This is a genomic window from Dysgonomonas sp. Marseille-P4361 (assembly GCF_900343125.1).
In the GTDB taxonomy this organism is placed as follows: domain Bacteria; phylum Bacteroidota; class Bacteroidia; order Bacteroidales; family Dysgonomonadaceae; genus Dysgonomonas.
The window spans coordinates 406988-432049 of sequence record NZ_OPYL01000001.1 but is presented as its reverse complement, the minus strand read 5'-3'; the positions used below and the strand labels follow the sequence as shown (position 1 = coordinate 432049).

Genomic DNA, 25062 nt, shown 5'->3' with positions numbered 1-25062 from the left:
AATAAAATAAATGTCGTTTTTTAACCTAACTAATCTGTGGAAATATGAATGTCAGAAAATGTATCTATTCTCTTTTCTTGTTTATCTCTTTGTTTATTACTACAGGACATGCTCAAACAGTATGGAATGTTGAGGATACTCCCTATAATAATCATTGGCAAAAGCAGGATATGAGTATTAGCTATATCTCGCCTGCTCGAATAATGTGGACTTCAGATCCGTCAGGCAAGAGTGTTAAGTCGCCTGAAGCCTTATTAAAGCCCTTCTCCGGGCAAGTTGCAGTCAATACAGGAGAAGTATGTCTGTTAAGCACCAAAAACAGTAAAACAGCTTCTATATTGTTAGATTTTGGTAAAGAATATCAAGGAGGAATTCAAATTGCAGCAGCAATAAGAGAAAAACAAACTCCGATACGAGTAAGAGTTCGATTGGGAGAATCTGTTACAGAAGCAATGAGTGATGTGGATAACTCTACTGCAACAAACGAACATGCTATTCGCGATTTTATCGCATATGTGCCATGGCTTGGAACAGTAGAAATAGGAGAATCTGGGTTTCGTTTTGCCCGCATCGATCTTATTGACGAAGATGTAGATCTGCCTCTTGTAGCAGTACGCACTGTATTTAAATATAGAGACATTCCATATTTAGGATCTTTCAAATCGGATAATGAACGTCTGAATCAAATATGGCATACAGGAGCATATACAGTTCACCTCAATATGCAAAATTATTTGTGGGACGGTATCAAGAGAGACCGTTTGGTATGGTTGGGAGATCTTCATCCGGAGGTAATGACTGTTAACTCTGTATTTGGAAATCAGGATGTCGTTAAAAAAAGTTTGGATTTCGGGAGAGAAGATACTCCACTTCCGGGCTGGATGAATGGTATGTGTTCTTATTCTCTATGGTGGATCATTATCCACAGAGATTTTTATAACTATCAAGGAGACTATGCATATCTTAAAGAACAACATACTTACTTAAGAGACCTTCTAAAGCAAGTAATAAAAAACACCGATGGGAATAAAGAAAATCTACAAGGTGCCACACGCTTTTTAGATTGGCCTACATCCGAAAATCCAGAGGTTATTCATGCAGGTTTACAAGCCCTAACAATACTTAGTCTAGAGGCTGGAAGCGAGATGGCAGTATGGCTAAAAGACCAAGAATTGGAAAAGCTTTGTAACGAGGCTGTATCTAGATTGAAAAAATATACCCCTAAACATAAAAATAACAAGCAAGCAGCTTCCTTAATGGGCCTAGCCGGCATTTTGAGCGATAAAGAAACCCAAAAAGTTGTACTAAAGGATGGAGCCGATGGCTTTTCTACATTCTATGGATATTATATGCTAGAATCATTAGCAAAAGCAGGAAAATATGAAGAAGCTATGCAGATTATATCTGACTATTGGGGTGGAATGCTAGATTTAGGCGCAACTACTTTCTGGGAGGATTTAACTTATAGCGATCTTCAAAAATCATCCCGTATAGACGAATTTACACCTGAGGGTAAGTATGATATTCACGCCGATGGAGGAGCGTATTGTTATGTAGGTCTAAGGCATAGTCTTTGTCACGGATGGGCATCAGGTCCTACAGCTTGGCTTAGTCAGTATGTGCTGGGAATATATCCTTTAGAGCCTGGATTTAAAAAGGTGGGGATAAGACCTCACTTAGGAAACTTAAAGTGGGTTGAGGGAACTTTCCCTACGCCATATGGTATAATTAAAGTAAAACATCAAAAATTAGAAGACGGAACTATTAAAACAGAAATTGATGCACCCGACGGAGTGCAAGTTATTAGATAATCAGATTTAGGGGAGTTTAAATCTTAGAAAAGCTCCCCTTAAATCGGACCTACTGTTAACCTCAGTATTATTGAAATGCCCTTATAGATTTTGTATCTGAAAGAGAGTCTCTTTATTTGATTTACTCAAAACTGAAAAACATATCTTTCTATATTTAATCTAATCTTAAATCTTTTTGTATATGATATATATGTATGCAACTATCATGTATATGGCTATACCAGTGGAGACTGAGAATAAATAGCCCTAGTTTGTATCCCTTATTTATGATAGAAGCCCAAAAGAAAACCCTATTATAAATTTAATGCCCAAAAAAATGATACCTACTAATGTACTTACTGTAAAGCATAAAAAGAATATGCTTTGGATACTTAAAAGAAATGGAACAAGTACTATTAACTAATCACTTTGACTATGAAGATTATGAAAAGCATGTATTTTAAAACTCGATTTATTGCAGATCCTCTTCATTATTTAAAGTTTGTAACACTCATCCTATTTGTTTGTGGAAATTTGTCTTTAGCAGGACAAAACAACAAGCTGACTGTTACAGGCAAGATAAACGATGAAAAAGGAGAACCGCTTACAGGTGTTTCTGTTGTGGAGAAAGGAACATCAAATGCTACAATTACTGACATTGACGGTTTTTATACGATTAATGTAACCAACAACACAGCTACACTTGTATTCTCTTATATTGGATTCGATGTGCAAGAGAAAGTCGTTGGAAATCAAAAACAAATTAATATTATATTAATTGAAGACCAAAAAGTATTGGAAGAGGTTGTTGTTGTCGCCTATAGCACACAGAAAAAAGAGTCGATCACAGGAGCTATATCGTCAATCACCACCGATGACCTTAAGAAAAGTTCTTCTAACAGCTTAGGTAATGCTCTCGCAGGTCGTGTTTCGGGTTTAACCTCGACTCAATCACTTGGAGGACAACCGGGAAAAGATGATGCAACCTTGTATTTGCGGGGTATTGCAACAACTAATACCAACTCTCCCCTTATCATGATCGATGGAGTACCTAGAGATAATATGCGTACAATCGATCCGAATGAAGTTGCTTCTATCTCTGTATTAAAAGATGCTTCTGCAACAGCAGTATTCGGTGTTCGTGGAGCGAATGGGGCTATCCTTATTACTACAAAAAGAGGAAAAGAAGGAAAACCTGAATTATCTATTACCGCCGAGCAAAGTTTTAGCTCTTTTACGTATGAGCCGGAACGATTGACTTCGGTTGAATACTTAAATCTAAGGAATGAAGCACTAAAGAATGATGGATTACCTGCACAGTTTAGCCCCGAACTGATAGAAAAATATAAAAATCCTACAGCCGGTCTTAACCCTAATGATCCTGAATACGCTCAGAAAGCAACAATGCTGAACTATATGTATCCTAATCATGATTACTATAGAGAACTCGTAAAAAGGTCAGCTCCTCAAACACGTATCAATGCAAATATATCCGGAGGTGTAAATAAACTGTCATATTTTATGAATGCGGGTTATATTCATCAGGGAGGTAATCTCAAAACAGAAGATAAATCATTCCTCGGATACGATCCTTCTCCTAAAATGGATAGATGGAGTTTTAGAGGAAATCTGGACTATAAAATATCCAATTCTTTAAAGGCTTTTCTAAACATTGGTACATACATAGAGAAAGTAAATATGCCAAGTCCCGATTCTTATCCAAATGGGGATCAAGCTTGGATGATGCGGGATATTATATATCAGGCAGTTACTATTTTGCCAATCACGCCAGGACCAACAACAATTCCAGGATATGGAGTTGAAGAAAACGGACTAATATATCCTACATATCTGGACAGAACGGCTTATGAGGTTGTTAATAGACAAGGTTACTTGAATGATACACGTTCTAACTTAAATTCATCTTTTGGAATGGAACTTGATTTAAGCAAGAGCATTACTCAAGGATTAAGTGTGAAAGGGATGATCTCATATGATAACTCTTCTGTAACAACGCGTAAGGCTTATAAAAAGGAGAAACTGTACAGCGTATTACTCGATACCGATAATGATACTTTCTCTTATGCAGTAACAAATCCTAACGAACAACTATTATCTGTATCCAGAGGATCCAATTCAAATTATTATATAAACCTACAGGGATCAGTCAACTACGAAAGAACATTTAATACACTGCATAATGTAGGAGGACTCTTCTTGATACAAAGAGACAATTGGGAAAAGAATGAGGGTGCTATACCATACAATATGTTGGGTCTGGTAGGGCGTGCAACATATAATTACGACTCTCGTTATTTTGCAGAAATAAATATTGGTTATAACGGGACAGAGCAATTTGCACCAAGCAAAAGATTCGGATTTTTTCCTGCCGGATCTATCGGATGGGTTATTACCAACGAAAAATTCATGCAAAATACCAAAGTGTTGGATTTCTTAAAACTAAGAGCTTCTTACGGTCGTGCAGGGAATGATAAGATGGGTGATGACCGTTTCTTATATATTGACAAATTGTATATGGCAGGAGGTGGAGCTCTATCTACTCTTGGCTTAGGACAGAGAGTAAGTCAGGGGCTTAGAGGAAACTACGGGCTAACATGGGAGATGGCAGATAAGGTAAATATCGGGATCGATTTTCAATTATTCAAAGACCTTAAAGGTTCCTTTGATTATTTTACAGAAAATAGAACACAAATTCTTATTCAGCGTCAGTCCATACCCGCCTTTCAAGGAATTGAGTTAGGAAATATACCTAAAGCGAATATGGGAGAAGTAGATAATGCCGGATATGAAATCGAGCTAAACTACAACAAACAACTTTCGTCAGACTTATCTATTTCGGTAAGGGGTAATTTCAGCTATGCAAAAAATGAAGTGAAGTTTTTTGATGAACCAATGAGAGACGACACTTATGCATACCGTTATAGGACAACAGGATTCTCGGTAGGGCAACAATGGGGATATAGAATAGATCAAAGCTCTAATGGAGGATACTGGATTTCTCAAGAAGAAATTGATAATAGTCCATTGACATATAGCTTTGGTACCCCTCGTCCCGGAGACTTTAAATATGTGGATACGAATGGAGACAACACCATAGATGATAAAGACCAAGTGCCTATTGGCTATTCGGGTAGTGCTCCGAGAATAAGCTACGGGATCAATCTGGGAGCTAATTATAAAGGCTTCGATTTCAATATATTCTTCCAGGGAGTAGGGAAATATTCAAGCTTCTGGGGCGAACAAAATGTTTATGAAAATATTAAACAAGGAACTTACTATGGCTATCATAAAACAGCATGGACATTGGAAAGATGGGAGAATGGGGATGAAATAACCTATCCTGCTTTGAGTACCAATAGATCAACTAGCCATGTAGCCAACGATTTCTTTATTCAAGATAGATCTTTCATCCGCCTTAAAAATATAGAACTAGGATATACCATTCCTAAAAACTCATTAAGAGTGTTAGGAGTACAAAACCTTCGCGTATATGTTAGTGGTCAGAATCTTATTACATGGGATAAGTTAAAGATGAGTCATCTTGATCCGGAAAAGACCGACCCTCTCGGATACCCTATAACTAAGATAATGAATTTTGGGGTTAACGTTACTTTTTAAAGCATAAAAAACAGACAACTATGAATCGTAAAATGAATAAAATATATTTGACATGCCTGGCTCTTTTAATACTAGCTTTAGGCTCATGTAATGACGTTTTGGATCAGGCTCCCGATGGAACTGTCTCTTACGATGAGATTTTTGCAGACCATAATAAAACAGGAGCTTTTTTGAATACATGTTATGAAATGATTCCGGTAATGGGTACAAGATACTTTTTCTGGAGTCGTGGTCCGGTAGTCTGGAGCGACGAAGCGTGGGATACAGATGCTGAAGCAGAGTCTACCCTATCATCAGGACGTTATTATAATGGGGATGCTTCTGCTGCTAATCACCCATTAACAAATATCAGTGCTGATGCCGGAAATGGAGATTATTGGAATAGATATTGGGTTGCTATCAGAAACTGTACATTCTTTCTTACAAGAATAAATGACGCTAAAGTAAACACCGAAGAAGAGAGATCGAGATGGAAAGCTGAAGCTCATATCCTCAGAGCCTATTATTATTCGGAGCTGTTGAGATGGTTTGGCACAGGTCTTCCTATCCAAAGAGAGCTTTATGACATGTATCAGGATTTTTCTAATGTAAAGAAAGATAGCTATTATGATGTTGTCCAATTTATTATAGAGGATTGTAACGAAGCTTTAAATTCGCCTAATCTTCCTTGGAGAATTACGGCTTCAGGAGAATCTAGTCGCGTAACCAAAGCTGTGGCTGAAGCAATTAAGTCCAGAATGATTTTATATGGAGCTAGTCCTCTTTACAACGAAGGACAAAATTATTGGGAAGAGGCATATACAATAAACAAAAAAGCTTTAGAAAACCTAAAATCGAATGGCTATGCATTGTATAATAAGGTTAACTATCCTCAAACGTATATGGTGCCGGAAGCTTTTATTCCTAACGAGAAAGCGGCAATGTTTAATGAATACTTTACTCAGAGTGTGCAGTATAGTGCAACAGCTATTGATAGAGAAACGATATATCAACAAAGAGATGGACAAGGAAACATCTGGCATATCGATGGTATTGGATCACAATCCGGCTATAAGACAGGAACATGTCCATCTCAGGAGTTAGTAGATTCGTATGAAACAATAAATGGAGAAACGGTATTGAATTTAGCTAATCCTTATAAAGATGAGAAACATCTAGAACCTAATTACAATACGAAAAATACATTATATGATCCTGCGAACCCATATGAAAATAGAGATCCTCGCTTCTATGCTTCTATCTATTACAATGGATCTAAGAGAACAGCTTATTGGGGATTTGCAGAAACACCTGATTCTCCTGAAAATTATCCTGCCCCTGCCGGATACCGTGCACGTTCGATAATGACTTATGTTGGAGAACCAAAAACAGGTATAGACGAAAGAGATAGAGCTAAGACTCGTACAGGATATTATGGACGAAAATTCTTACATCCTTTTGCTGGAGATAATAATCCGGTAGGAGGGGCTAATTGGAAGACATTCCGTTTAGCTGAGATAATCTTAAACTTTGCAGAGGCTGCAGCTGAAGCAAATCATAAAGATGAATCGTTAGCTGCCCTTAATGAAATAAGAACCCGTGCAGGCATGCCAAGCATTCCAAATTCTATTTCTCTGGATGATTTGAAGTTGCGAATCAAACATGAAAGACGAGTTGAGCTGGCAATGGAAGGATTCAGGTATTTCGACGTACGTCGTTGGTCAGCTCCTACTGGAGATTTATCAAAGACTGACAAATGGATTACTGCGGCTGAAATAACCAGAACTGCCGATGGGAAATATAAATATGGTCGTAAGACAGTACGTGCGAAAGCTCGAGCATGCTACACAAATAAATTTTTGCGCTTGCCTATTCCACTCGATGAAGTAAACCGTATGTTGGCTATATCAGGAGAGGATTGGCAGAATGAAGGATGGTAACGCATTAATTAATTATTAGCTAAATAAAAGGTTATGATAAACACAAAATATTTAAAGATAGCATTTCTGGCCTTGTTCCTTCTTGTAGAGCAAGTGTCAGCACAGAATATAGCCACTACTATTAGTGGGGTTGTTCGAGATGAGTTTCAGCGTCCCCTTATAGGTGCAGTGGTTACTTCTTCTAATAATGAACATATTACATCCACAAATCTTGAGGGGAAATATACGATTGCAATAAGTGATGATAGCGATGCTCTGGTATTTTCTTATCTGGGATATTTGAGTAAGACAGTGGAAATTGGTCTATCAGAAGAGATGGATGTTGTATTGGTTCCCGATAGTTATAATCCTGATGAAACAATTTATTTAGGACACACTTCTCAACGAAAAGAAGATATAACGGGATCTGTTGCTACAGTTAGAGGTAGTGAATTGATGAAATCACCAACAGCGAGCTTAGGTCTTTCTTTGGTTGGTCGCCTTCCCGGATTATATACCCGCGAAAGCTATTCAGAGCCTTCCAGAGAATCTGTACAATTATGGATAAGAGGTGCAAATACGATGAGAGATAATCCTCCATTGGTTATTATCGATGGTTTTTTATGCCCATACAATCCGAATGAAACACTTTCTTATATTTCTGCTGCAGAGATTGAGTCAGTTTCCATCTTGAAAGATGCTGCATCACAAGCCATCTACGGAATACAGGGAGCAAATGGAGTTATAGTTATAACAACCAAGAAAGGCACTCCGGGAGAAACAAAAATAAATGTTCGTGTAGATGCAGCTTTACAGGAAATGACGACAAAACCAATGATGTACAATTCGGCAGACTATGCTTCTATGCGTAATCAAGCAGCTGAAAACGATGGAAGAGGTGCTAATTTTTATTTCTCTGATGATGCTATTAATAAGTTTCGTTCAGGAGAAAATCAAGAGCTATATCCTAATACAGACTGGTATGGTATGTTTTTGAAAAAGCATGCACTTATGCAACGTGTAGGAACCGATATATCGGGAGGAAATGATAGAGTAAGATACTTTTCTAATCTAAACGTAATGCACCAGGGAGGTCAGTTTAAGACAGACCAACCAAAATATGATGCAGATCCTGATTTCTTTTGGGCTAACTTCCGATCTAACATAGATGTAAAACTTACGCAGTATATTAGCGCATTCCTTAATTTGAGTGGGAATATAAAAAGAGAAAAAGCATCGGGCCCCGGGTGGTTTTCTGATAGTCTTTATGGATCTATATTCAATATGAATCCGACTATATATGGACCAACAACACCTATTATAACAGATCCGGAAACAGGGGAAATGCAAGGAGGACAGGTTGTTGCAACAGAAACAGAGGATGATCCTACCTACGGAAGGCTTAATCGTTCAGGCTATACAAATCACACAGTTACTAATATATACTCTCAGTTTGGATTAAAGCTTGACTTAAGTTTTATAACTAAAGGTTTGTCTGCATCAGGTGTGATTGGATACCAAACAAATAACGTAAATTCAACAATTACCTCTCAGGATTATGAAAGGTGGATGAGATCTTCTGATGATAATGAACTGACTTTTATAAAAAAAGGATCAAAAACAAACACAGCATTGGCTTATTCTAAAAACTCAACATTATACTATCATCTCACTTACAAAGGAATCTTAAATTATGAAAAGAACTTTGGAGATAAGCACCGAGTGACAGGGATGGGTTATATGTTTTACCAGAATCTGGTAAAGGCAAATACCGATTCTCCTTTGAGTTTACCATACGACAGAGTAAGTATGGGCTTGGAAGCAACCTATGCTTATGATAATAGATACTTGCTTAAGGCAAGTGTAGGACATTCGGGTTCTGAACAGTATGCAAGATCAAGCAGATATCTAACTACTCCTGCATTTTCTGCAGGTTGGGTAGTTTCTAACGAATCATTCATGAAAGACGTGGAATGGCTGTCAAATCTTAAGCTTAGAGCTTCGGTAGGTATGACTGGTAATGATCAATCCGGCCTGAACCGATTTGTTTATCTTGATAATGTAACGTTAACAGGAGGAGGCCCTATCGGTTATTTCCAATACAATATCAATGAAAAGACAATTGCAAACCCCAATATCATGGCTGAAAAAATTAAAAAACAAAACTATGGTATTGATCTAGGCTTGTTTAAAGGATTGGATATTTCGTTTGATTTATTTAAAGAACGAATAGACAATATGGTTGTTTCTGCAACAGGTAGAATTCCTCAATATCAGGGAGTTAGTCTAAGTCAATATCCTGCAACAAATACAGGTACTGCAGAAAATAAAGGATATGAGGTAAGTGTAAACTATACGAAGGCTATAGATAAAGACCTGACTATAAATATTGGAGGATTCTTTAGCGATGCTGAGAATAAAATGATTGACACTCAGGAGGGTTTGAAAGATGACAGTTATGTTTACAGAACAAATGTAGATGGATTCCCACTCAATCAGCAATTTGGATATCTTGTTGACAAAAGTAATGGTAATGGATTCTTCAATTCGGAAGAAGAAGTTGCGAATAGTAAGTTAACCTATACTATGGGATCTCCTCGTGTGGGTGATCTTATCTATCAGGATCTAAATGAAGATGGAATTATTGATGAAAAAGATAAAGCTCCAATAGGACATGGTTCTATACCTCGTAATTATTATGGAATATCAGGAGGTTTGACTTACAAATCATTAGATTTTAGCTTCCTCCTTCAAGGAGTTGGAAAATGGGGAAGTATCTACTCAGGTAAAGGTGTTTATGAAACTTCTTATTCCGGGGTGTTTGGATCTATCCATCAAAATGCATGGACTGAAGAAAGATTTAAAAATGGAGAAGAAATATCTTACCCGGCACTATCTACAGTCAAATCTGTAAATCATGAGTCTTCCGATTTCTTCTATTACGATAGATCTTACCTTAGACTTAAAAATATTGAAATAGGATATACACTTCCTCAAAAATGGGCAAAAGCTATTACTTCCTCAAAAATAAGAGTAGCTCTTAGTGGACAGAACCTCATCACTTGGGATAAGATGAAAAGCAGCGATTTTGGGCCAGAAGCTTCATCCTATGATGCAATACCAGTATATAGAACATACAACTTAGGTGTTAGCCTACAGTTCTAAAAAGTAAATACTATTAATAGAAAAAATCCGAATATGAAAAAGTATATATTTATAATAACTATCATTACAGTTTGTGGTTTCTTTTTCTCTTGTAATGAGCAGTTAGATTTGGATACCGATGGTAGAATCACTCGCGATGAAATATTTAAGGAAAGAAACAAAGTGATGGGATTCCTTAATTCGTGTTACGAAGGATCATTTTGTCCTGCACCATACATGGATAGAGCTTCCTTTACTGACGAAGCGCATGACTGTGATGCAATCACAGCAGGATCGGTTTATGCTCAATGGTATGTTGGTGCTGTTACAGCAGTAAACTATGGATCTGTATCAGCAGATAAAGACCCATGGGAAGGTCTGTATCAAGGAATAAGAAAATGTAATATTTTTATTGCAAATATAAAGACATCCACAGCTCTCATTTCCGATGAAGAACGGACAGGTTGGGAAGCTCAGGCCCGAACTCTTCGCGCTCTATATTACTTGCAGTTGATAAAAAGATATGGAGAAGTGCCGTTATTTACAGAGGATTTAGGATTAGAGCATGATTTTAAAACAGACAAAAAAGCATCCTTCTCCGAAGTTGTTACTTTCATTATTGATGAATGTAAAGCTGCATTGTCTGTTCCTGATACTCAGGCTGGTTTCTCTTGGAATATTTATGACAATCAGCATGGTATTATGCACAGAGCTATACCATATGCTATTATGTCTCAGGCTGCAATATATGCTGCTAGTCCTCTATGGACTGACGGGACATATACATGGAAAGAGGCTACAGAAATAACAAAAGAAGCCTTGGCTCAATGTTTAGCACATGACTATAAATTGTTTGATGTAGTACCGGAAAGTACAGAAGCACAAAATGCATATGCGCTATATTTCTTGACAAACTCAAATGACAGACGATCGGTGGACAAGGAGACTATTTATCAAAAGGGAGGAACGATGGAAGTATGGAAGTATGCAGGTTTACCATCTACTCCCGATATGGATAAATCAGGTCCTTGCCCTACACAAGAGCTAGTAGATAGTTACGAGATGCAAAAAACTGGGCAAGCTCCAATATTGGGATACAGTGACGATAAGCATCTTTCCCCTATACTGAATACAGCTTCAGGATACGATCCGAATAATCCATACGAAGGTCGTGATCCTCGCTTCTACGCATCCATCTACTATAATGGAGCTGTTCGTTATCTTGATCAGCCAAATGGTAAAAAAGTAGAGTCATATGTTGGAGGAGCAGATGGAATAAGCTCTACAGACAGACGCCATACCCGAACAGGATACTATATGCGTAAATTCAACTATCATCGCTCAGGATTGAATAATAACAACGATGGAGCTATCCGTATGTTCCGTTTAGCTGAACTATACCTTAATTTTGCAGAAGCTGCCTATCAATCTGATGGTCCGGATGCTGTTATTGATCTAGGATTAGGCTTCAAAATGAGTGCCCGCGATGCTGTTAATGTTGTCAGAAAAAGAGCAGGAATGCCTGACTTCCCGGCTGGCATGTCTGTTGCCGATTTTGAGAAAAAATATAGAAATGAACGGAGAGTAGAATTTGCTTTCGAAGAGCATCGCTTCTTTGATGTCCGCCGCTGGAAGATATTGGATCAAACCGATAAACATCTTTCAGGGATGGAGATAAGAAAAGAAGGTGAAGGTTATACATACAAACGTTTTGCTTTCAGCGACAGATTAAGCTCAACTGCTAAGTTCCTTAAATATCCTATAAACCAAGATGAAATTAATAAGATTTCAGGATATACAGGAGAAGAATGGCAGAATGAAGGGTGGTAAAATATTGAAAATTTTAAATTAAATCACATGAAAAAATTACATCTGCTACTTATATTGATAGGCTTGTTATATGTTCTTCCTATATGTTTATATGGACAAGAGACAAACTATGGCAATGGGTTACCTGCTACAGACGCAGTTGGGAGAAAACTATCTCTGTCTGAAACAGTATCTTCTTCTAGAGAAGGAAAGTTTGTAGGACTTTTCTACTGGACTTGGCATACAAACTTTGCCGACAGTGAAGTAGCAGATGTAACAAAAATACTTGCACAAAAACCGGAAGCGATTAATGACTATAACGATCCTATATGGCCTAAGAAAGCCCCATCCTATTATTGGGGTGAGCCATTATTTGGATATTATAGAGATACAGACCATTGGGTATTGCGTAAGCATGCCGAAATGCTGGCTGATGCTGGTGTAGATGCTATCTTTTTTGATTGTACAAATGGTTCCTTTACTTGGAAGGAATCGTATATGGAATTGTGTAAAGTCTTTGAACAAGCTCGTCAGGATGGCGTAAAAGTTCCTCAAATTGTATTTATGCTAGGCTTTGGTCCTACACCGGAAGCTAGAATTGCTATAAGAGATATTTACAATAGTTTGTATAAACCGGAACTATACAAAGACTTATGGTTTAACTGGAAAGGAAAACCATTAATACTAGCATATCCCGAAATGTTAACAGATCTTGATGTTCCTGCTTCGGAGAAAGCTGAAGATAAAGAAATACTTGACTTTTTCACTTTCCGCCCGGCTCAACCCGTGTATGATAAGGGACCTGCTCGTCCCGATCATTGGGGATGGTTGGAGATTTACCCTCAACATGCTTTTGGGAAAAATGCAAAAGGAGAAGCAGAGCAAGTTACAGTAGGAGTATCTCAAAACTGGTCGAAAGAAAGAGGGTTAACTGCTATGAATGCTCCAAATACATTTGGGAGAAGTTATACAGACTCTAAAGGTCAGATAGAAGAAGAGGGGGCTATCAATTACGGCTATAATTTTCAAGAGCAGTGGGATAGAGCAATAGAGCTTGACCCTGAATTTATTTTCATCACGGGCTGGAATGAATGGATTGCAGGGCGATTTGAAGAATGGCAACAACAAAAAAATGCATTTCCAGATCAATATAGTCAAGAAAAAAGTAGAGATATAGAACCTATGAAAGGTGGTCATGGAGATAACTATTATTATCAGATGGTGGATAATATCCGTAAATTTAAAGGATCTCCTTCAGCTTCACCCAAAGCTAGTCAGAAGACAATTAAGATAGATGGTAATTTTGCTGAATGGCAAAATATTGCTTCCGAATACAATACATATAGAGGCAATACACTACATCGAGATAGTAGAGGTTGGGGAAGTTTGCATTATAAGAATACAACTGGGCGTAATGACATTGTAAAAACAAAAGTTGCTCACGATAAGAAATATATCTATTTTTATGTAGAAACCGCAAATGATATTAGTCCATCTACAGATCCGGCATGGATGCGTTTATTGATTAATACAGATCGTACCCAAAGTACGGGATGGGAGGGTTACGACTATATTATAAATAGAACAAGCCCAGGGAAGAAAGCAATTATCGAAAAAAGCAATGGCGGCTGGAATTGGACTAAATCGGGAGAAGTCGAATTTATTGTGAAGGGAAATAAAATGGAATTGAGTATTCCTAAATCTCTTCTTGGAATAAAAGACGCAGCTAATTTCGAATTTAAATGGTCTGATAATATGCAAGAAGATGGAGATATTATGGATTTCTATTTAAATGGGGATGTTGCACCTTTAGGTCGTTTTAATTATTTGTACATGGAATAGCCATTATCAAAATATAAATCTATGAAAAACAAACGTATACAAAGACGTAAGATTTCAGCAATATTTTATTTTGCCTTTATTGCTGCCTTCATCAGCTTTTATGCTTGTGATACGAAAAGTAATGAACCAACTATCGCAGAAATAGAAACCGGCTTCAAGCAAATTCCGGATAGTGTGCAAACTTCCATTTATTGGTATTGGATATCCGATAATATTTCGAAAGAAGGGGTTGTAAAGGATTTGGAGTCGATGAAAGCTGTCGGCATCAACAGAGCTTTTATAGGTAATATAGGACTTCCTGCTGCCGATCAGCCTTATGGAAAAGTAAAATTCTTTTCAGATGAATGGTGGGATATTTTGCACACAGCTTTGAAGAAAGCTGCTGAGTTAAATATAGAGATAGGGATATTCAACAGTCCGGGCTGGAGTCAGTCGGGCGGCCCTTGGGTAAAACCTGAGCAAGCTATGCGCTATCTTTCGATAAGCGAAACATCTGTAAAAGGACCTCAGAAACTCGAAATAAAATTAGAGAAACCAAATAAAGATTTTCAGGATGTGAGGCTTTTAGCCTATCCTGCACCTAAGGATATAACATTAGGAACAGGAAATGCAAAAATATCATCCAACCCGCAATTGAATAATATTGTAAATTTAGTTGATGGTAAGAATGAGACAGAAGTGGCCTTTAATAGCAATAGCACCACTATCGATTTTGTTTGTACCGATCCTCAGACAGTAAGATCTATTGTTGTGTCTCCGGCACATCGTCCTATTGATATGAATGTGGAAGTGCTGGCAGAGCAGGGAGGTGAATTTAAGACACTTAAAAAGTTTAATGTCAACCGTACAAATGCAAGCTTGAATGTGGGCTTCAATCCTTATGGGCCGATTGTAATAGCTCTTCCCGAAACAACTTCTAAATCATTTAGAGTACAGCTTACAAATATTAATCAGGGAGCCGGCATTACGGAGATGAAGCTTTCTTCTCTTGTATTGGAAGAACGTTATGTTGAGAAAACTTTGGCAAAAATGCATCAGACTCCTCTTCCATACTGGCAAGATTATATGTGGGAAGTACAGTCGGAAGGAAGTGACAATGAAGCATTGATTGATGCAGCCAAAGTAGTTGATATTTCTCAATACATGGATGCCGAAGGAAATCTGAAATGGGATGTTCCTGAAGGAGATTGGAAGATAATAAGATCGGGCATGACTCCCACAGGTGTAGAAAATGCTCCGGCTACTCCCGAAGCAACGGGGCTAGAGACTGATAAAATGAGTAAAGAACATATTGCTGCCCATTTTGATGCATTCTTAGGTGAGATAATCCGTCGTATACCAGCTGAAGATAGACGTACATGGAAGGTAGCCGTTCAGGACAGTTACGAAACCGGAGGTCAGAACTGGACAGATACTTTCATCGAAGATTTCAAGACTCAATATGGTTATGATCCTGTTCCTTTCATTCCTGTACTTAATGGTTATGTTGTAGATAGCCGGAATGTATCTGATCGTTTTCTGTGGGACCTAAGACGTTTGGTTGCTGATAAAGTAGCATATGACTATGTAGGAGGATTAAGAGATGTATGTCATCAGCACGGTTTAACTACTTGGCTCGAAAACTATGGACATTGGGGATTCCCAGGCGAATTTCTACAGTATGGCGGACAATCGGACGAGATCGGTGGCGAATTCTGGAGCGAAGGCTCTCTAGGTGATATAGAAAACAAAGCTGCTTCGTCTTGCGGCCATATCTATGGAAAGAGAAAAATATCAGCCGAGTCTTTCACAGCAGCAGGAGTAGTATTGGGAAGACATCCTGAGCTGATGAAACAACGGGGAGACAGATTCTTTACCGAAGGAATCAATAATACACTATTGCACTTGTATATACAACAACCATACGAAGATGTAGAACCGGGAATGAACGCTTGGTTCGGGAACGAATTTAACAGAAAGAATACTTGGTTCTACGATATGGATATGTTCATCCAATATCTTAAGAGGTGTAATTTCATGTTGCAGCAAGGAACTTATGTGGCAGATGCTGCATACTTTATAGGCGAAGATGCCCCTAAAATGACAGGAGTATGCGATCCGGCTTTACCTAAAGGTTACTCTTTTGATTATATGAATAGCGAGGTGATCATGAAATACCTTAAGGTTAAAGATGGCTATCTTGTACTTCCTGATGGAATGAAGTATCGTATTCTTGTGCTTCCTAATCAGGAAACAATGCGTCCTGAGCTTCTTCGTAAGATAACACAACTGGTGAATGATGGTGCTACAATTTTAGGACCTGCTCCTAAATACTCGCCTAGTTATCAGAATTACCCGAAAGCAGATGCAGAAGTTGTAAAGTTAGCTTCGGAACTATGGGGTAAAGTTGACGGAAAAACGCTTAAACATGCCAAAGTCGGAAAAGGAATGGTAATGTCTGGTATGGATATGAATGAAGCATTTGCTTTATTGGAAGTGAAACCAGACTTCAAGACCAATGATGAAGACCCTGTCTTGTTTATTCACCGTACATTACCGGATGCTGAAATCTATTTTGTGTCAAATCAGGCCGAGAAAACAATAACAATCAATCCTGAGTTTAGAGTAACCAATAAGAAACCAGAGCTTTGGGATCCGGTTACAGCTACCATAAGGGAATTACCTGCGTATACTCGTAATAATGACATTACGACTGTTCCTCTAAAATTGGAATCGTTGGAAAGTGCATTTATTATTTTCCGAAAAAACGCAGATGCTTCATCGAATGGAGATGTTGTGAAGAATTTCCCTAATCAGGAACAAACAATAGATATTAATACACCTTGGACTGTGCAATTTGATAAGGCTAGACGAGGTCCGTCAAACCCTGTTACGATGAATTCACTTGAAGATTGGACTTTGTCTGCGAATGATAGTATCAAGTATTTCTCTGGTACAGCAATTTACACAAATAGATTTGAGATGGCTGGTATGTCTCCTGAAAAGGCTTATTATCTAGATCTAGGATCAGTAACTTCACTCGCCAAAGTGAAAATTAATGGGCAAGCTGTCGGTGGTGTTTGGACTGCTCCTTGGCGTGTAGATATCTCTGGATTTATAAAAGACGGAGAGAACTCAATAGAAGTTGCTGTTACTAATAATTGGATGAACAGACTTATTGGTGATCAGCGTTTACCTGAGAAAGATAGAAAAACATGGATTCCTGTTAATCCATATACAGCCGAGTCGGTATTGCAACCATCGGGATTATTTGGCCCGGTTAAGGTATATGGTATAAAGTATTGATATAGAATATATACTTAATAATTTTTTAGAGATGAATAATCATATAATAACAAAAATATTACTGTCTGTTCTACTGTCACTATGTTGGTGCGGGATTAATGCTCAGAATGAATCAAAGGATAATAAACCCGCAAATACATATAGGGATATTTATCCTGACACATGGGTGGCAACAGATGCATTGGGACGGAAGATGCCTCTCAATACTGAGGCAGGAGACGTGAAGAATGATCAAAGGCGTGTTGTAGGAATATTTTATATTACATGGCATGGAGATGGTTTGCATAATCTAAAGTCTCCTTATACAGCAGATGTTACAAAAATTTTGAACCAAGACCCAGATGCACGTCTTGAAGCTGACAATCCCTTGTGGACAGAAGGGTCTTATCACTGGGGAGAACCAGAAATGGGATATTTCCTTAGCAAAGATGAATATGTAATACGTAAAGATATCTCAATGCTAGCCGATGCAGGGGTAGATGTTCTTATTATGGATGTTACAAATGCTGTTCGGTATTGGTCAGAGTGGGATGTTTTATTCTCAGTGATGCAAGAAATGAAAGCCGAAGGAAATAAGGTTCCTAAATTTTGCTTTTGGGCATTCAATGGGCCTGTAATAACTGTAGTACAAGATCTTTACGAAAAGATTTACAAGAATGATAAATATCGTGATCTATGGTTTTATTGGGATGGGAAACCTCTATTGCTCTATAATGGGAATCCTAGTATGGACGCAAATGGGGGAGGAGTACAGAATCCTAATCCTAACTATGACCCAGATGCCGCAACTAATCCAAGAAATCCTCACTATAAAGATATAGATTATACAGAAGAATTTTATCAGGACTATACTAAAGCCGTGAAAGAATATTTTACCCTGCGTACTATGTGGTGGGGATATTATAATTGGGCGGGAGAGCGTTTTGTTGGCACAGAAGGTAACTGGAGTTTTGGTTATGAGCTAAACGATATGAATGTTCGTAATATGCCTTCCGATTCCCTGCTTTCGTATTACAAAGGAGTAAAAGAACAGTTTGCTGTAACTCCTGCACAGCATCCGATAAATATTGTGGGGAAATCGTGGACTAGAGATAAAGGTGAGCCTAAACTCGATAAATACGATATGCCCGAAGCTACTTATGTGCCATGGCTAGGTAAAACAGTAGATAATCCGTCTGAATATGGAATTTATTTTCAGGACAGATGGGAGGAAGCCTTGAAAGCTGATCCGCAGTTTCTTTATATTAATGACTGGAATGAATGGACAGCGGGGAAATATGTATCAGGAAAAGCTCCGGATACAGAGCTACCGGGACCAACTACTTTTTTGGGAAGGGATAATCCTTTTTATTTTGTTGACCAATATAATGCAGAGTTTAACCGTACTATTCATCCTGCTAAAGGAGGGTCTACAGATAATTATTATATGCAGATGGTACAGAATATACGACGATATAAAGGCGTAAATCCTATACCAGTGCATAAAGGTTTTTCTTCTATCAAAATAGATGCTTCTTTTGGAGATTGGGAGAATATTGCAACTGAATATAGAGATACGCAAGGAGATGTCTTCCATCGCGATTACATTGGATATGGAGGATTGCACTATACCAATAATTCGGGGCGTAATGATATTCTCTCGTCTAAGGTTGCTGTAGATGCTAAGAGTGTATATTTTTATGTGGAAACCAAAGATGCAATGACTCCTCACACTGACAATAATTGGATGTTATTGTTGATAGATGCAGACAACGATTCTTCAACAGGATGGTACGGATATGATTTTATTCTCAATAAAAATGTTTTGAGTGATAATAAAACAACTCTTATGACCTATAAGAAGAATAAGAAAGGTGGCAAATGGGTAAAAGTATCAGATATTACTTATCGTAAATCGGGTAATAAATTAGAATTGGAAATTCCTCGTTCTGAGTTAGGATTAACAAAATCTCAGTTTACTGTCGACTTTAAGTGGAGTGACAACCCTAAAGAGCTGATCGATCCTATTTCTTTCTGTACGGAAGGCGATACTGCTCCTAACAGACGATTCAATTATCGTTTTCAATGGGGACAATAATAGTGATTAATATATAATAAAAATAGGGAGGCTAAACACTTAGCCTCCCTATTTTTATTATTCGAATATATTTCCTTAACAGATCAGTAGCCTAGATACCGTTCTTTTAGTTCTTTTGTCCAGTCAGAATGAATAATCTCATTCAAAATATTAATATAGTCCTCTAAATGTGCAGAGATAAATAGAGTTGTCTCGTAATTTTCCGAAATTAATTGCTCTTTATATTTCCTTACCCCTTTCTCACATTGAGAATTGCTTTTAGGATATAAAAATATAAAGTAGCCTTCTTCGTAATCTTTGTTTTTAACCACAGATATAGCCAGAAGATGATCTCTCCAAATTTGGCTTAAAGGGGGCTTGCATAGCTTATCTAGACTGTTGTTCTTAAATATAGAATTAGTCGTCAGTCTTTTATATTCAGTTTCGTGTGCTCTAAATATATTTTCTGATTTAGCCGAACTTTCTTCATTTAGACTTTCTGCATATTTTACCTCTATACCAAGAAAACCTTTCCTTCCTATGGGAGAAGTGTACTCGACAAAAACATCAAAAGCTGACTTATCTCCTGTATATTTTGTATTTTCTCTCCAAGCCGAATGCTCGAATAGTATTCTTGTTACTTCTTTTATTTTGTCAGGTAATACAACTGTGAAAAATAGAGAGGCTAATTGCAAATCATGCGCTAATTCACCAAACAGGTTAAAACATAAGGGCTGGGAAGAAAGCATATTTTCCCATAACCTGGATTTATCAATCAAAGATTTATCTTCTTTATTTTCTAGTGCTATATCTACTTGTTTTCTAATATTTTCTGTCAAGAAGTTAATTTTATGGTATTCTGCATATTCTTTTTCAATGTAATTCCCATACTTGTTATTTCTGGCAGATACCCCAATAGGATATCCTTTCTGCTCTCTCCATTTACTTTGTAATAAACGCGCAGCAGACCTGTAAAAGGTATCGCTTTTTACTTTTACTTGATATCTTTCTTTTTCTTCTTCAGATATTTTCATGTTTATTTGTGTGCTGTTTTACGTTCCTCCTTATTCGGCTTAAAGTTTCTGGTGTTACTTTAATAAAAGAAGCAATTTCCTTAAGGGTTACAAGATTCAGTATATTCGGGAATTTTTCAATAAGCTTAAAATATCTTTCCTTCGGAGAGTCGACATAAAGCGATAAAAGTCTGTCGTACATGTCTGCATATAAGACTTCAGATGCAATAGCTCTCAAATTTTCTACTCCACAATTCTGATAGAATTGATTTAACTTTTCAGCCGAAGTCATCCATATAACACTATCCTTAATGGCTTGAGCCGAAGTCACAGCACTTTCTTGTTGTTGGAGAGATCCATAATCAGTAACGAAATCATTCTCGAAGCTATATCCTACGATCTGTTCCTGATTTTTGTTTATATTCAGTTTTAGGTAGCGGAAAGAGCCTGTCTCAATGTAGCCTACATAGTGTTTGATATCTCCTTCGCGAAAGAAAAAGCTTCCTTTGGGGATCTCTTTTCTCACACAGTTTTCGAGGAACCATTGTCTTACAACTTCCATTTCCTCTAGCCCCATATATTTGTTCAAAACCTTCTTCATAGGCGTAGTTGGGTAAAGATAATATGCATTCTATCTCTCCAAAGTTAACAAAATGATTTATACGAATATCTTAGTTCTTGATTTAAATCAAGAAAGATTAAATCTAAATCGTTTACTTTTGGCATTAATATTAGTACGAGATATGCCTTCCATTTGTTAACGAGGAGCCACAATTGTTGCCCACACGATAGTATAGACATGTCTACAATACAAACATTATAGATTATGCTAAAGAGAATATTTTTCTCTGTTATAGTAGTTTTTGCTGTAATAGTAGTTAATGCACAACAGAAAATAGTATCGCCTGAGTTCCCCAATGGGAAAGAGGCTTTACAAAAGTACCTGAATAAAGAACTCAGTAAAAGATCACTTCCGGATGATTTAGAAAGCCAAGGAGTCGTAGCTGTCTTTATAGAGGTTGACTCTATGGGACAAATACAAGAGCCTCTTATTGGGATAAGTCTTGATCCTACTCTTGATAGTATTGCCCTGTCTATAGTTGCAGCTATGCCAAAATGGGTGCCGGGAAGCATTGACGGAAAACCGGTAAATATGCGAACAGGTCTTCGTATTCCTTTTATGTCTAAGAGAGAAAGGGAGTCAGATCAGAGCTCTTTACAAATGAGTGTAGTCGATTTATCATCAGATGTAAAAGGAGTTGAGAGCGAAGAAGGACATGAGTTAAGTCCTTTTATAATTACAGAGGTCGAGGTTGAAGAAACGGAAGAAGTGGAGAGCATAAGCATTGCTGACTTAGACGAAGGACGGGTAAAAATTCAAGTTGCAATAAAAGATATAGAATCAGAGGAGTACGATGGGGAAGAATATGGGATAGATATAGCTGAACTGGAAGATTATAAAGTGATTGTAGAGGACTCTCCTGATGAAAAACCATTTGAAATTGTAGAGCAAATGCCTCATTTTGTAGGAGGTGAAGCAGAAATGTCCAAATTCATACATCGTAACCTTGTTTATCCTACAGCCGCTAGCGGAGCTGGAATACAGGGGCGAGTTGTTGTCCGATTTGTAGTGCAGAAGGATGGGAATCTATCAAATGTTAAAGTTGTAAGAGGTATTGACCCTGAGTGCGATAAAGAAGCAGTTCGTGTTGTAAAGGCAATGCCTAAGTGGAAACCGGGAAAACAGAATGGAAAAGAAGTCCCTGTATATTTTACGCTTCCTTTTATTTTTAAACTGGACTAATATGCTCTAAATCAATGAGGAGAATACTTTTACTTATATTTATTGGAATATGTTTGAGTACCTATCTAGGTGCCCAAAGTAATGATTTTTATAATTCTTTTGCTGACGATCAGAGTAGCTTTGATCCAGAGCTACTTATGCTCGAACCTCATTACAATGCTGATGGAACAATAGATTTTTACGCAATGGCTGGTCTGTTAAAGGTTGATTATGAGCGTAACGCAAAAGGGCAGCCTATACGAAAAACCATGTCTGTATTTGGTCAGTATGACTATGAATGGGAAGAAATGTTCATTACAGACTATGAATATAAAGATGAAAGACTTGTCAGAGAGGTTCTTGTTCCCAAAAAGGGTTTAGGTTTAGGATCTATTACTGTTATGCTCGAAAAAAATATATCATACGATCCTGTAACAAATACAGATACAGTAAGGATAGATAACAATACAGCATCGATGTATAGCGCATTTTCTAGAGATGAAGGTAAAGGATCTTATACTGTTCGTTATTACAATAGAAAAAACGCTAAAATAGACTCAGTACTCCAAGTTTCAATTTATAGTTACAGTTCCTATAATTCTCTTGACTCTGTCTCTATACATGAAGATATTCTAAAACAGAAAGTCATTTACGATTATGATAGGTCTGGGCGAATAAAAGGAGCAAAAAGCTATAGACAGTCTTATGATAATGAAGAAAAGCTGTTTTCTGAGTGGAAAGAAATCTACTCCTTCGATGTCAACTATAAAAAGAATGAAATCGAATATGTACAACGTGGTACATATTTGTATCGTGACGAAGATGAAGATTATTGGGGAGGCTATAAAGAAAGAACAGATGTTACCCGATTTCGGATAGCATCAGATGATAAAGGCAGAATAACCCGGAAGCAGGTGACCATAGATGACGATCTTCTTCTGGATGCTCAATACTCATATGATGACAAGGGACGGTTAAGTGTGCTTCACGAGCAGAATGTGACCGACCGCTTTATGGAGATGTTTGGCTCTATGGGTCTTAATACACAAATGATGAAGCAACTGGGGGATAAATTCAACTATATGAAATATACCCTTAAGCAAGTAGATAATTGTCAAGAAGTTGAAGTATATCTCAAAGAAGACGATGAAATTCGGAAAGTAGGGGGATTAAAGTTATGTAAGCTAGATGATGAACGCCTTTCTCTCGTAGAAATAAAGAAATATGATGAAGGAGAGTTAGACGACTATGAGAAAGTGACCTTTAATTACAAAGAGGATGGGAGTATCGAAAAAACCGAGTACAACTATGTGTCTGACTATACTGATGAAGATGTGGTCGTAAGGGAACTAGTGCCATACAAAAAAACAATTGTAAGAAAAGACAATAATGGGCATACTGTATATGAAGAAGTTGCCCGCTTCGATAATGAAACCAAAAAGTGGAAGAATGATTCTAAAGAAATATACGAATATAACGAGAAAGGACTCCTGACTCACGAAGAGAGGTATGAATATGACTCTTATGATTCATATTATTGGTCTCCAAGCGGAAACTCATCTAAGGGAGATACTTGGATTGGAGAGAAATGGGTAGAGCAGAAGTACGATAATAACGAAAATATAATTGGCCTCCTGAAAAAAAAATGGGATGGGGAGAAATGGGTAAATTCTTTTCGGGCAAAATATTCTTACGATGAAGCTAACAATAGGACGTATAGAGAAGAATATAGTTGGGGGGAAAGGATAGCTGACTGGATAGGTTCTAGCTGCGATTCTACTGCCTATAATCGCGAAGGGGAAAAGATTCGCAGAGTTTATTATAAGTGGTTGCCAGAACAAAAGAAATGGCAGTTTGAAGAGAAGGAAGAATCTGAGAAAAAAGATTTGGATCAGGATGGCTATCATACTGAATCGAAAGAGTTCTATTCCGAGTGGGTAGGTGATGAGTGGGTGTTTGTTGAAAAAATAGAAAGGAAAATAGGAAACACGGGCGACTCTGAATTAAGGTGGAAATGGGACAAAAATAAAGGAGACTGGTATATGACTAGACGTCATATTAACCAAATAGAGGGAAATACATCGTATTATGAATATGCGAGTTGGGACGAAGATTGTAATTGCTTAGGAGGGAGAGAAAATACGACTACTATCTCTTTAAATGATAACGACAAGCGCTTTATACATAGAGTTTGGGACTATGATATCAGCGCATGGAAAGATACTATTTCGGTATTCGAATTGAGGGACTATGACAGATCTCAGATAACTAATATCTACGAACTATATAATGAGGATACACATAACTGGGATCTTGATCGAATGGTTGTTTCAAAACTTGTCAGCGGCAAAAATGGATCCAGAGAAATGGAGTTAGAACAGAGCCTTTGGAACGATAGAGAGAAAAGATGGATACCAAGTATCAAAATAGATCATTCCTATGTTAAGGGTAAAGAAAGAGATGCAACCTCTGAAATCTATAAGTACAATGCAGATATACAGTCTTTAGAGAAGGCTTATCGTACTGAAGCTATTAAAATAAAAAAGAAAAAAGGAGAAGTTAATGTTTTTCTTAGTTCGGTGTGGAATAAAGAAACACAGAAATGGGATCCTGTTTGTGCAAAAGATGGCTCTGATTGGTATTCATACTACAAATGGGATGCTACAAAACAAAAGTTGGTTTCTGCCGAGTATTCTGAAATACAAGAAATACAAGAAAATATAGATAATGCTTTTGATGAGATTAATGCAGATACTGACTATGCAGACCTTATAAAATACAGATACTATTAAGATATATTTGG

12 protein-coding genes are annotated in these 25062 nt (G+C 37.5%); 10 read left to right on the top strand and 2 right to left on the bottom strand.

The window, feature by feature from the left end:
* The first annotated feature begins 44 nt into the window (after positions 1-44).
* From DHU68_RS01785 to DHU68_RS01750, 8 genes are all read left to right on the top strand, one after another.
* Complete coding sequence (locus DHU68_RS01785; protein ID WP_108821246.1) at positions 45-1811, top strand: alpha-L-rhamnosidase C-terminal domain-containing protein; 1767 nt, start codon at positions 45-47, stop codon at positions 1809-1811.
* Positions 1812-2225: 414 nt separating this feature from the next.
* On the top strand, positions 2226-5429 hold the full coding sequence (locus DHU68_RS01780) for a TonB-dependent receptor (RefSeq protein WP_255412409.1): 3204 nt from the start codon (positions 2226-2228) through the stop codon (positions 5427-5429).
* A gap of 20 nt (positions 5430-5449) precedes the next feature.
* A complete protein-coding gene (locus DHU68_RS01775) occupies positions 5450-7348 on the top strand; it encodes a RagB/SusD family nutrient uptake outer membrane protein (RefSeq protein WP_108821245.1) in 1899 nt (632 codons plus the stop codon).
* A 33-nt stretch (positions 7349-7381) separates the two neighbouring features.
* Positions 7382-10492: a TonB-dependent receptor gene (locus DHU68_RS01770; protein ID WP_108821244.1), complete on the top strand. Its 3111-nt coding sequence runs from the start codon at positions 7382-7384 to the stop codon at positions 10490-10492.
* 33 nt (positions 10493-10525) lie between these two features.
* The gene (locus tag DHU68_RS01765; RefSeq protein WP_108821243.1) at positions 10526-12301 is read left to right on the top strand and encodes a RagB/SusD family nutrient uptake outer membrane protein; all 1776 of its coding nucleotides are present in this window, start codon (positions 10526-10528) and stop codon (positions 12299-12301) included.
* Between the two features lie 27 nt (positions 12302-12328).
* Entirely contained in the window at positions 12329-14122 is a 1794-nt protein-coding gene (locus DHU68_RS01760) for a hypothetical protein (protein ID WP_255412408.1), read from the top strand.
* A gap of 21 nt (positions 14123-14143) precedes the next feature.
* Positions 14144-17407: a glycosyl hydrolase gene (locus tag DHU68_RS01755; RefSeq protein WP_108821242.1), complete on the top strand. Its 3264-nt coding sequence runs from the start codon at positions 14144-14146 to the stop codon at positions 17405-17407.
* A gap of 31 nt (positions 17408-17438) precedes the next feature.
* The gene (locus DHU68_RS01750) at positions 17439-19484 is read left to right on the top strand and encodes a hypothetical protein (protein WP_108821241.1); all 2046 of its coding nucleotides are present in this window, start codon (positions 17439-17441) and stop codon (positions 19482-19484) included.
* Between the two features lie 83 nt (positions 19485-19567).
* On the opposite strand, the gene DHU68_RS01745 is transcribed toward DHU68_RS01750, so the two are convergent.
* Positions 19568-20497, bottom strand: a complete 930-nt coding sequence (locus tag DHU68_RS01745; protein WP_108821240.1) for a hypothetical protein — start codon at positions 20495-20497, stop codon at positions 19568-19570.
* Entirely contained in the window at positions 20484-21077 is a 594-nt protein-coding gene (locus tag DHU68_RS01740; RefSeq protein ID WP_108821239.1) for a Crp/Fnr family transcriptional regulator, read from the bottom strand. The genes DHU68_RS01745 and DHU68_RS01740 overlap by 14 nt, the downstream gene beginning before the upstream one ends.
* Positions 21078-21302: 225 nt before the next feature.
* Between DHU68_RS01740 and DHU68_RS01735 the strand changes: the two genes are divergently transcribed.
* Positions 21303-22280, top strand: coding sequence for an energy transducer TonB (locus DHU68_RS01735; protein ID WP_255412407.1), 978 nt, complete (start codon positions 21303-21305; stop codon positions 22278-22280).
* A 14-nt stretch (positions 22281-22294) separates the two neighbouring features.
* Positions 22295-25051: a hypothetical protein gene (locus DHU68_RS01730; RefSeq protein ID WP_108821238.1), complete on the top strand. Its 2757-nt coding sequence runs from the start codon at positions 22295-22297 to the stop codon at positions 25049-25051.
* The last annotated feature ends 11 nt before the right edge of the window (positions 25052-25062 follow it).